Origin of the sequence: Streptomyces sp. URMC 126, from assembly GCF_051386555.1 — a bacterium.
In the GTDB taxonomy this organism is placed as follows: Bacteria; Actinomycetota; Actinomycetes; order Streptomycetales; family Streptomycetaceae; genus Streptomyces.
In genome coordinates this window covers 1-11494 of the sequence record NZ_JBPQTX010000229.1, presented here as the reverse complement: position 1 = coordinate 11494, position 11494 = coordinate 1, and the positions used below count along the sequence as shown (strand labels likewise).

The following is an 11494-nucleotide window of genomic DNA, read 5'->3' as shown; positions in this document are numbered from 1 at the left end:
CCGGCCCGCCAGGTGGCCCGGTTCCCCCAGCCGCTGGGCGAGCGCCACGGCCGGCCTGACCCCCGCCGCGGCGTTCCGCATCCACGCTTCGAAGTAGCCGCCGCCCGGCGCGCACAACGGCCGCAGCGGCGCGCTCTCCACGTCCCCCGCGTCCAGGATCAGCGCTGTGCGCCGGGGCGCGGGCTCGTCGTACGCGCCCTCCCGGTACTCCCGTACGACCCGGGCCAGCGCCTCGCCCGCCGGTTTGAGCCGGCGGTCGTTGGTGAACAGCCCGAGGTCGTACTCCAGGGCCGGGAAGTCGGCCAAGCCGCGGTCCACGTCGTGCGAGCACCACCAGGTGACGCCCCACAGCCCGGGGCAGTCCAGCGCGTTGCGGACCGTCGTGCGGGTGAACTCCGCCGCCCGCCCGGGCGGTACGTGCGGCGCGGGGGCGCCGACCTCCTGGAGCCAGACCGGGCGGCCCGGATCGTCGGCCCACGCCTTGGACAGCTCGATCAGGTACGCGGCGTGCAGCCCGGTCGCCGCGCCGTCCGGGCCGTGCCGCTGGGCGGTGCCGTTGAAGACCCAGGAGTGCACGGCGGTCATCGCGCCGATCCGGGCCGCGTGCGCGGGCGTGAACGGGTGCGTCCCGTCGTACCAGGCGGCGTCGTACGCGGCGTGCAGATGCGCCCGGCCCGGGGCGGCCCGCTCGCACGCCTCCGTCATCCGGCGCAGCCAGCGGCCCGCCTCGGCGGGGGTCACCCGGTCCGGGTCGGGGTGCGGGTCGCCGGCGAACTGGTTGGTCTCGTTGCCGACCGTCATCCCCAGGAAGTTGTCCCGCCCGGCGAGCGCCCCCGCCAGTTCGGCGAGGTAGCGGGCCTGCGCGTCGACGACGTCCGGGTCGGTGAACAGGTTGCGGCGGTGCCAGGTGGTCACCCACGAGGGGAGGAAGTCGAAGCTCGACAGATGCCCCTGGAGCCCGTCCACGGCGACGTCCAGGCCGCGCTCCCCGGCCTCGTCCACCAGCCGGACCAGCTGCTCGACGGCGCGCGGCCGGATCAGCGTCCGGTTGGGCTGGAACAGCGGCCAGAGCGGGAAGACCCGGATGTGGTCCAGGCCCAGGGACACCACGCAGTCCAGGTCGGCGCGGACGTCGTCGGGGTCGAAGTCGAGCCAGTGGTGGAACCAGCCGCGGCTCGGGGTGTAGTTGACGCCGAAACGCACACGGGCGGCGGGTCTCATGGAGCTCCTCTCCGGGACGATCCGGGGCGGGGTCAGCCCTTGACGGCGCCCTCGCCCGCCCCGCGGAAGAAGTACCGCTGGAGGCAGGCGAACAGCAGCACGAGCGGGGCCACCGCGATGACGGTCCCGGCGGCGACGAGCCGGGGGTTCTGCTGGAACGTGCCGTGCAGGAAGTTCAGGCCGACGGTCAGGGTGTAGCGCTCGGAGTCGGACAGCACGATCAGCGGCCAGAGGAAGTCGTCCCAGGCGCCCATGAACGCGAAGATCGCGACGACGGCCAGGGTGCCGCGTACCGACGGCAGGCCGACGCGGGTGAACCGCTGCCAGGTGTTCGCGCCGTCGACGACCGCGGCCTCCTCGATCTCGCGCGGGACGTTGGCGAACGCGTTCCGCATCAGCAGCACGTTCAGCGCGCCGACGGCACCGGGCAGCACGACGGCGGTGAGGGTGTTGTTCAGGTGGAGGTCGCGCATCATCGTGAACTGGGCGATGACCAGGGACTCCGCCGGGACGAGCAGCGCCACCACGAAGGCCAGCCCGGCGAGCCGGCGGCCCCGGAAGCGCAGCCGGGCCAGCGCGTAACCCGCCGTCGACGCCCCGGCCAGGTTGGTGATCACACTGGCCACCGCCACCGTCAGCGAGTTCAGGGCGTAGTCCCAGACGGGGACGATCTCGGCCACTTCCGCGTAGTTGTGCGCGGTGGGGTGCTCGGGCAGGAAGCGCGGCGGCGAGGTGTAGACGTCCTCCGTCGTGCTCTTGAACGAGGTGGAGAGCTGCCAGAGGAACGGGCCGACGGTCAGGGCCAGGACCATGAGCAGCAGCAGGTAGCGGAGTATCTTCTCCCCGGCCGAGGTCCTGGTCACGCGCCCCCCTCACGGCCGCCCGCGTCCGCCCCGCGGCCCGCGCGCAGCACCAGCAGCATCAGCAGCAACGCGATCACGAAGATCACCAGGGAGAGGGCGGAGGCGTAGCCGACGCGCCCGTCGAGCCCGGTGCCCGTCCGCTGCACCAGCATCACCAGCGTGGTGTCCTCCCCGGCCGGACCGCCGGTGGGCCCGGCCAGCAGGAACACCTCGGAGAACACCTTGAAGGCGGACACCGACGACAGGGCCCCGACCAGCACCATCGTGGAGCGGACGGCGGGCACGGTGACGCTGACGAAGCGGCGCAGCGGGCCGGCGCCGTCGACCGCCGCGGCCTCGTGCAGCTCGCGCGGGACGTTGGCCAGCGCGGCCAGGTAGATCACCATGTAGTAGCCGAGGCCCTTCCACACCGTCAGCGCCATGGCGCTGAACAGCAGCAGCCAGGAGTCGCCGAGGAAGGACACCGGCCCGGCGCCCAGCGCCTTGAGGATGCCGTTGACCAGCCCCCGGTCGTCCAGCATCCAGGACCAGATCAGCGCGACCGCCACCACCGACGCCACGACCGGGGTGTAGAACGCGGCCCGGAAGAAGCCCATGCCCGGCAGCCTCTTGTGCACCAGCAGCGCCAGCAGCAGCGGCAGCAGGACGGTGAACGGGACGACGAGGACCACGTACAGCGCGCTGTTCCGCAGCGCCACCCAGAACTGCTCGTCGTGCAGCATGTCCCGGAAGTTCCGCAGCCCGACCCACTGCCCGGGGACGAGCGTGCGGGCGTCGGTGAACGCGTCGTGGACGGTGGTCAGGAACGGGAAGAGGCTGAACGCGGCGAGGACGCCGAGCCCGGGCAGCAGGAGCAGCCAGGGGGCCGCGGGGTGGTGGAGGCGGACGCCTCTGCGGGCCATGGCCGGATCACTTCCGCCGCAGCAGCCGGTCGCTCCGCGCCACCGCGTCGTCGAGCGCCTCCTTCGGCGACTTCTTCCCCTGGAGGGCCTTGGCGACCTCGTTGCGCAGAATCGTCTTCATTTCGTCGCTCATCACCACGGGCGTGTAATTCACGGCGCCTTTCAGCGCTTTCGCGGAGGCGACCCGGACCCGGCCCTCGTCCGTCCCGTCGTCCTTCGTCCAGTACGGGTCGTCGAGCGAACCCTTGGTGCTGGGGAAGACGGCCACCCGATGCGCGAACGCCTCCTGGTTCTTGCGGTCGGTCACGAAATGGGCGAAGGCGATGGCGGCGGCCTTGTGCTTGCTGTTCCGGTTCACCGCGAGACCCATGACGTACATGTTCGGCTTTCCGGTGTTGTTCGGGGCGTCGGTGATACCCAGATTCCGGTACAGACTCGGCGCGTTCTTCCGGAAGTTCGCCAGGTCGTTGGCGCCGCCCGGATTCATGGCGACCTTCTGTTCCAGGAATTTCCGGCCCGCCTGTTCCGGGGTGCTCGTGAGCGCCTGCGGATCGAGCCCGCCGTCGTCGTGGAGCCGCTTGTACCGGGTCAGCAGCTCGACACCTTTCGGCTCGTTGTACGTGAACCGGGTGGCGGCCTCGTCCATCAGCCGCACGCCGTACCGGCCGAAGTCCTCGATCGCCGGGGTGCCCGCCAGGGTCGCCGTCCGGCCGCCCGACCGGCGGGACAGCTCCGCGGCCGCGGCGAACAGCTCGTCGTAGGTCCGCGGCGGCTTCTCCGGATCCAGACCGGCCTGCCGGAACAGGGCCTTGTTGTAGAACAGCGGGCCGGTGGTGAGGTACCAGGGGAACGCGTAGGCGCCGTCGAGGCCCGGCAGGGTGTTCCCCCGCCAGGCCTCCGCCGTGTACTCGTCCTTGAACTTCGCGGCCACCGGCTCCTTGTCGAGGTTCAGCAGCACGCCCGCCTTCGCCAGCGGAAAGGAGAGGTCCGGCGAGACGTTCACGACGTCGGGCAGGGTGCCGGCGGCGGCGTCCGCGCCGAGTTTGTCCGCGTAGTGCTCGGCGGGCTGGTCCAGCCACTTCACCGAGACGTCGGGATACTTCGTCTCGAATTCCTTCACCAGCGACTCGAAATAGTCCTTGTAACCCGCCCTGAGGTTCCAGGTCTGGAAGGAGATCCGGCCCTCGATCCGGCCGTCCGCCGCCGATCCGCCGCCCCCTCCGCCGTCCGATCCGCAGGCACTCAGCGCCAGTGCCAGGGCGAGCAGCGGAACGGCCGGCCGGACGGCTCTCCGGACGACTCGACGGGATCGGTGCATGGCCGGGCTCCTTCGGTCGGGCCGGAAGGTGGCGGTCCAAAAGGTGCACCCGGCAAGGGAGTCCCGTCAATACTTCCGTCAAGGACTAATGCGCTTTAGTGTGTTGGGGCCCGGGCCGGTGCCGGGCCCGCTCCGGACGCCCGAGGAGACCCCATGCGCCGCCGGCCGGCCCGCCGTCCCACCATCCGCGACATCGCCCGCCGCGCCGGGGTCTCCGAGAGCGCGGTGTCCTTCGCGCTCAACGGCCGCCCGGGCGTGTCGGACGGCACCCGCGAGCGCGTCCGGCGCGTCGCCGAACAGCTCGGCTGGCAGCCCAGCACGGCGGCCCGCGCGCTGTCCGGCGAGGGCTCCGCCACCGTCGGCCTCGTCCTCGCCCGGCCCGCCCGGACCCTCGGCGTCGAGTCGTTCTTCCTCCGGCTGGTCTCCGGCGTCCAGGAGGCGCTCGCCGTGCGCGGCCTCGGGCTGCTCTTCCAGGTGGTCGAGGACGTGACCGCCGAGTGCGCCGTGCACCGCCGCTGGTGGGCCGAGCACCGCGTCGACGGCCTCCTCGTCGTCGACCCGCGCGCCGACGACCCCCGGTTCGCCCCGCTCGCCGGACTCGGACTGCCCACCGTGGTGATCGGCGCGATGGACGACGCCGGCTGGGAGGCGGACCCGGACACCGCGATCTCCAACCTCTGGGCCGACGACGCCGAGGCCATGGACTCCGTCGTCGCCCACCTGGACGCCCTCGGCCACCGCCGCCTCGCCCACGTCACGGGCCTGGAGGAACTGGCCCACACCCGCCGCCGCGGCGCCGCCCTGCGCCGGGCCGCGGAGCGCCACGGCCTCCACGTCACCTCCGTCACCACGGACTACTCCGACGTCCAAGGCGCCGAGGCCACCCACCGGCTGCTCGGCGCGCCCCACCCGCCCACCGCCGTCGTCTACGACAACGACGTGATGGCCGTCGCGGGCCTCGCCGTCGCCGCCCGCCGCGGCCTGGCCGTCCCGTCCGGCCTCTCCATCGTCGCCTGGGACGACTCCGTCCTCTGCCGCAGCACCCACCCGCCCCTGACCGCCCTCGTCCGCGACACCGCGGCTTTCGGCCGGCGGGCCGCCGAGGAGCTGATCGCCCTGCTGGACGGCGGGCCGGCCCGGCGGATACGGGACGCCACACCCCGGCTGGTGGCCCGGGGGTCCACGGGCCGGCCGGGGTGTGGCTGAGAAGAAGGGCCTTCCCCCGGAGCCCCGGCCGGGCGAGGATGTGCCCCTACGGGAAGCGCGCGACGGGGGTCGGCCGCCGGTACCGGCGACCGCGCCGGGCCGGCTCCGCCGCGTCCCGTTCCGGCGGTCCGCCCGGGCCGCGGCGCGCCCCCGCGACCGCCCGCGCCAGGACACCCGTCAGGAGAACCGCATGGACACCCCGCCCCGGCCCGCCGCGGCCTCCCCGCGGCTCGACGCCGTCGTCGTCGGAGCCGGCTTCTCCGGCCTCTACCAGCTCCACCGGCTACGCGAACTGGGCCTCCGCACCCGGGTGTTCGAGGCCTGCGACGACATCGGCGGCACCTGGTACCGGAACCGCTACCCCGGCGCCCGCTGCGACGTCGAGAGCACGGCGTACTCGTACTCCTTCTCCCCGGAGCTCGACCAGGAGTGGGAGTGGAGCGAGCGGTACGCCGCGCAGCCGGAGATCCTGCGCTACCTCCACCACGTCGCCGACCGCTTCGACCTGCGCCGCGACATCACCCTGCGCACCCGCGTCACCCGGGCCGTGTACGACGAGGACGGCCACCTCTGGCAAGTGTCCACCGACACCGGGGAGACGGTCACCGCGCGGTTCGTCGTGCTCGCGTCCGGCTGCGTGTCGGCCGTCAACGAACCGGACATACCTGGCCTGGGCACCTTCGCGGGCGCGGTCCACCACACCGCCGACTGGCCGCTCGACGGCGTCGACCTCACCGGCAGACGGGTCGGCGTGATCGGCACCGGCTGCTCCGGCGTCCAGGCCGTCCCGGTGATCGCGGAGCAGGCCGCCGAGCTCACCGTCTTCCAGCGCACCCCCGTCTACGCGCTGCCGTCCCACAACCGCCCGCTGACCGCGGCCGAGATCGCCGCGATCAAGGCCGGCTACCCGGAGTTCCGGGCCGCGCAGCGGCTGTCCCGGGGCGGGACCGTCTTCGAGCCGCCCACCAAGTCGGCCCTGGAGGCGGACGACGCCGAGCGCGCGGCCGCCTACGAGGCCGCCTGGGAATCCGGCGTCCTCAGCGGACTGCTCCGCACCTACACCGACATCCTCGTCGACGAGGCCGCCAACGAGACCGTCGCCGAGTTCGTCCGCTCCAAGATCCGGTCGATCGTGGCCGACCCGGCGACGGCCGAGGCCCTCTCCCCGCGCACCTTCCCGTTCGCGACCAAGCGCCCCTGCCTCGACACCGGCTACTACGCCGCCTTCAACGAGCCGCACGTGACCCTGGTGGACCTCGCCAGGACCCCGATCGAGGAGATCACCCCCAAAGGCGTCCGGACCGCCGACCGCGAGCACTTTCTCGACGTCCTCGTCCTCGCCACCGGCTTCGACGCCCTGACCGGCTCCCAGGTCGCCGTCGACATCGTCGGCAAGGGCGGCGCGACCCTCCGCGAGAAGTGGGCGGACGGCCCCCGGAACCTCCTGGGCCTGGTCTCGGCCGGCTTCCCCAACCTCTTCACCGTCCTCGGGCCGCTCAGCCCGTCGGTCCTGAGCAACGCCGTCTTCTCCATCGAGCAGCACGTCGAGTGGATCACCGACTGCATCGCCCACCTGCGCGGGACCGGCGCCACCGAGATCGACGCCACCCCGCGCGCCGAGGACGACTGGTGCGCCCACGTCGCCGACCTCGCCTCCGGCACGCTCTACCCGGCCGCCGCCTCCTGGTACATGGGGGCGAACGTCCCGGGCAAGCCGCGGGTCTTCCTGGCGTACACGGGCGGCGCCGACCGGTACCGGGCGGAGTGCGACGCTGTGGCCCGGGACGGCTACCGGGGATTCGCCCTCTCCTGAGCGGCGGCGGACCGCCGCCAGGCCAAGGAGCAGCGAACCGGCGAGGGAGACGGCGAAGACGAGCACCGCGTACGGGACGAGGGCGAGCCGGTACCCCCGGAGAGCATGGTCGGCACTGAAGATCACCATCTCGTGGACGAGGTAGAACGCGAAGGACACCTCGCCCAGGTACACATGGACCCGGCCCCGGAACACCGTGCGCCGCCCCTCGGCGTCGGCCCGCGCGACGGCGGCGACGGCGAGCGTGTACGGCACCACCGTGCAGGCGCTCCAGTGGAAGCCGTCCGGCACCCGGCGCGCCGCCCAGAGGACGGCGCCGGCGCACAGCGCCAGGCTCACCGTCACCCCCGGGCCCCGCCGCGGGGAATAGGGACGGGCTCTCCCGTGCCGGGAGGCCGGCGCACGGCCGAGGTGACGTGGTGACGTCCTTTCGCGTGACGGTCGCTTCGGCCCGCACGCGTACTTGTCCCTTGCGGGCCTCAGCGTTCCCGGGGGCCTCGACGGCCCCTTACCTCACACCGTCCGTGCGGGTCCGGTGACGGTCCGTCCCCGCCGTGCCGCCCGCCCCGCCCGGGCCCGGCACCCCGGATCATGACCTTCCGCTTTTGTGCGATTTAATTGCGAGGTATTCGCAACAGCAACTGAGCAGTGAACAGGGGTGGAGGGCATGACGGCCCGGTCCATACGGGGAGCGGCCGCCACGGCCGCGGCAGTCGTCCTGGCCGCGGGAGCGGCCGCCTGCTCCAAGCCCGACGGCGGTGACACCGCCGGAGCCGGCAAGGACTCCCTCGTCGTCGGCCTCGCCAACGAGCCCGAGACCCTCAGCCCCCTGCTCGGCTACGGCAAGGACGGCAACTCCAAGATCTTCGACGGGCTGCTGAGCCGCGACGCGGACATGAAGCTCCGCCCGGCCCTCGCCGCGTCCCTGCCGAAGATCACCGACGGCGGACGCACCTACACGTTCAGCCTCCGGCACGGCGTGAAGTTCAGCGACGGCAAGCCCTTCACCGCCGAGGACGTGGTCTTCACCTACCGGACCATCCTCGACGAGAAGACCAACAACGCGAACAAGGGCGAGCTCGACGCCGTCGACAAGGTCACCGCCCGCGGCGACGACACCGTCGTCTTCTCCCTGAAGTACCCCTACGCGCCCTTCGCCGAGCGCACCGTCCTGCCGATCGTCCCCGAGCACGCCGCCAAGGGACAGGACGTCAACACCGGCCCGTTCAACACCAAGCCCATCGGCACCGGCCCCTACGTCCTCACCGGCTGGAGCAAGGGCGAGAAGCTCACCTTCAAGGCCAACCCCGGCTACTGGGGCGGCGAGCCGAAGGTCAAGAAGCTCACCATGGCCATCATCAAGGACGACGACGTCCGCGCCACCCGGCTGCGCAGCGGCGACCTCGACGGCGCCATCCTGCCGCCCAACCTGGCCAAGGGCTTCAAGGGCGACACCGGCAAGACCACCCTCACCGCCAAGACCACCGACTTCCGCGGCGTGACGCTGCCCACCGCGAACAAGGTCACCGGCGACACCGCCGTCCGCCGCGCCCTCGATCTCGCCGTCGACCGCGACGCCATGGTCAAGAGCCTGCTGGAGGGCGCGGGCCGGGCCGGCTACGGGCCCGTCCCCACGAACAGCGAGTGGTTCGCCAAGGGCACCGAGCGCCCGTACGACCCGGAGAAGGCGAAGAAGCTCCTGGACGACGCGGGCTGGAAGCCCGGCGGCGACGGCATCCGCGAGAAGGACGGCGCGCGCGCCGAGTTCACCCTCTGGTTCCCCGCCGGCGACAAGCTCCGCCAGGAGCACGCCCTCGCCTTCGCCTCCGACGCCAAGAAGATCGGCATCCGGGCCAAGGTGCAGAGCGGCACCTGGGAGGTCATCGAGCCGCGCATGAAGGACGACGCGGTCCTCGCCGGCGGCGGCAACCCGGCCGACCCCGACTTCGACCTCTACAACCTGCTGCACTCCTCCCTCGCCCTCGACGGCTTCAACAACATGGCCGCCTACAAGAACCCCGAGGTCGACAAGGCCCTGGAGGACGGCCGGCGCAGCGGCGACAAGGCCGCCCGCAAGGCCGCCTACGACAAGATCCAGCACGCCCTCGCCGACGACCCCGGCTATGTCTTCCTCACCCACGTCGACCACCTCTACGTGGTGAAGAACCGCTGGAAGGACCTCACCACCCAGGTCGAGCCGCACGACCACGGCCTCGGCGCCGGCCCCTGGTGGAACGTCGAGGACTGGCAGCCCAAGCGGTGAGCACCCGCAGGACGGCCCTTCCCTGGGGGCCGATGGCCCGCATGGCGGGACGGCGACTGCTCGCCGCCGTCCCCGTCCTGCTCGTCGTGACCTTCGCCGTCTTCGCCGTGGCCGCCGCCTCGCCGTTCGACCCCGCCCGGGTCTACGCGGGCGGCGGCGGCCCCGGCACCGGCCGGGACGTCCTCGACCAGCTCCGCCACAACCTCGGCGCCGACCGGCCGTTCGCCGTCCGCTGGTGGGACTGGCTGACCTCCGCCCTCACCGGCGACCTCGGCGTCTCCACCACCCTGCGGCAGCCCGTCGCCCAGGCCATCGGCGAACGCATCGGCTGGTCCGTGCTGCTCTGCGGCACCGCCTTCGCCGTCGCCGTCCTCGTCGGCACCGCGCTCGGCGTGCTCGCCGCCCGGCGGCGCGGCGGGCTCCTCGACCGGGCCGTCACCTCCCTGGCCTACGTCCTGGAAGCGGCCCCGCCGTTCTGGCTCGGCCTGCTGGCCGTCTGGTTCTTCGCCCTCAAGACCGGCGCGCTGCCCGCCGGCGGCCTCACCGACACCGGCAGCGACACCGTCACCGCCGGACAGGTCGCCTCCCACCTGGTACTGCCCGCGGCCGTCCTCGCCGTCACCCAGCTGCCGTGGTTCGTGCTGTACGTCCGCCAGGGCGTCGGCGACGCGCTCGACGAGGACCCCGTACGCGGGGCCCGCGCCCGCGGCCTCGCCGAGCGCACCGTGCTGCTGGGCCACGCTCTCCGCTCCGGACTGCTGCCGGTCCTCACCCTGATCGGCTCCCGCGTCCCCGAACTGATCACCGGAGCCCTGCTCGTGGAGACCGTCTTCAGCTGGCCGGGCATCGCCTCCGCCACCGTCGACGCCGCGACCGGCGCCGACTTCCCGCTGCTCGCCGCGCTCACCGTGCTCGCCACCGCCGCCGTGCTCGTCGGCAACCTGCTGTCGGACGTGCTGTACGGGCTCGCCGACCCGAGGGTGGGCTTCGATGGCTGACGTCGCACTGCCCGTTCGGCGCCTCCCCAAGGGCGCGGTGAGCGCCGCGCTCGTCGCCGTCACCGTGCTGGCCGTGATCCTCGTCCCGCTGTTCGTCCCCCTCGACGAACAGGCCGTCGACCTCGGCGCCAAGCTCCGGGCCCCCAGCGCCGCCCACCCCTTCGGCACCGACGAGGTCGGCCGTGACCTGCTGCTGCGCTCCGTCTACGGGCTGCGGGTCTCGCTCCTCGTCGGGGCGGTCGCCGCGCTCGTCGCCACCCTCGTCGGCACCGCCGTGGGCGCCCTGGCCGGGGCGCTCGGCGGCTGGGCCGACCGCGTCGTCATGCGCGTCGTCGACCTCTTCTCCTCCGTGCCGCACCTGCTGCTCGGCATCTTCGTGGTGGCGATGTTCCGCCCCGGCGTCGGCCCGGTCATCGCGTCCATCGCCGTCACCCACTGGCTGTCCACCGCCCGCATCGTCCGTGCCGAAGTGCTGTCGATGCGCTCCCGCCCGTTCGTCGACGCGGCCGTCTCCGGCGGCGCGTCACGGCTGCGGATCGCCGTCCGCCACCTGCTGCCGGGCGTCCTGCCACAGGCCGGGCTGGCCGCCGTCCTGATGATCCCGCACGCGATCTGGCACGAGTCGGCCCTGTCGTTCCTGGGCCTTGGCCTCCCCACCCACCAGGCCAGCCTGGGCAACATGGTGCAGGCCGCGCGGGGCTCGCTGCTGGCCGGCGACTGGTGGCCGACCCTCTTCCCCGGCCTGTTCATCATCGTCCCCACCCTGGCCGTCGCGGGCCTGGCGGCCGCCTGGCGCGAACGCCTCTCGCCCCGGCGGCGATCGGAGCTGACGCTGTGATGGTCCCCACCCCGCCCCGACCCGATTCTCGCGGGGGAGAGCCCCCGCGCACCCCCCGGACGACCGGGGGCT

General features: G+C 73.0%; 9 protein-coding genes. 5 read left to right on the top strand and 4 right to left on the bottom strand.

From position 1 onward, the window contains the following. The 4 genes from ACSNOK_RS23965 to ACSNOK_RS23950 form a co-directional block, all read right to left on the bottom strand. Positions 1–1221: glycoside hydrolase 5 family protein (locus ACSNOK_RS23965; protein WP_436782825.1), on the bottom strand; the 1221-nt coding region annotated here is incomplete at its 3' end. A gap of 32 nt (positions 1222–1253) precedes the next feature. Next, the gene (locus tag ACSNOK_RS23960) at positions 1254–2033 is read right to left on the bottom strand and encodes a carbohydrate ABC transporter permease (protein ID WP_436782826.1); all 780 of its coding nucleotides are present in this window, start codon (positions 2031–2033) and stop codon (positions 1254–1256) included. Between the two features lie 47 nt (positions 2034–2080). Then, positions 2081–2986 (bottom strand): carbohydrate ABC transporter permease, encoded by a 906-nt coding sequence (locus ACSNOK_RS23955; protein ID WP_436782824.1) that lies wholly within the window; start codon positions 2984–2986, stop codon positions 2081–2083. Positions 2987–2993: 7 nt separating this feature from the next. Next, the gene (locus ACSNOK_RS23950; RefSeq protein WP_436782823.1) at positions 2994–4304 is read right to left on the bottom strand and encodes an ABC transporter substrate-binding protein; all 1311 of its coding nucleotides are present in this window, start codon (positions 4302–4304) and stop codon (positions 2994–2996) included. A gap of 153 nt (positions 4305–4457) precedes the next feature. Between ACSNOK_RS23950 and ACSNOK_RS23945 the strand changes: the two genes are divergently transcribed. The 5 genes from ACSNOK_RS23945 to ACSNOK_RS23925 all read left to right on the top strand — a co-directional run bounded on the left by ACSNOK_RS23945 (position 4458) and on the right by ACSNOK_RS23925 (position 11422). Next, entirely contained in the window at positions 4458–5510 is a 1053-nt protein-coding gene (locus ACSNOK_RS23945) for a LacI family DNA-binding transcriptional regulator (RefSeq protein WP_436782822.1), read from the top strand. Between the two features lie 190 nt (positions 5511–5700). After that, a complete protein-coding gene (locus ACSNOK_RS23940) occupies positions 5701–7323 on the top strand; it encodes a flavin-containing monooxygenase (RefSeq protein WP_436782821.1) in 1623 nt (540 codons plus the stop codon). A 667-nt stretch (positions 7324–7990) separates the two neighbouring features. Then, complete coding sequence (locus tag ACSNOK_RS23935; RefSeq protein WP_436782820.1) at positions 7991–9586, top strand: ABC transporter substrate-binding protein; 1596 nt, start codon at positions 7991–7993, stop codon at positions 9584–9586. A gap of 32 nt (positions 9587–9618) precedes the next feature. Next, a complete protein-coding gene (locus tag ACSNOK_RS23930; protein ID WP_436782819.1) occupies positions 9619–10584 on the top strand; it encodes an ABC transporter permease in 966 nt (321 codons plus the stop codon). Next, a complete protein-coding gene (locus ACSNOK_RS23925) occupies positions 10577–11422 on the top strand; it encodes an ABC transporter permease (protein ID WP_436782818.1) in 846 nt (281 codons plus the stop codon). Before ACSNOK_RS23930 ends, ACSNOK_RS23925 begins: the two co-directional genes overlap by 8 nt. Positions 11423–11494 lie beyond the last annotated feature (72 nt).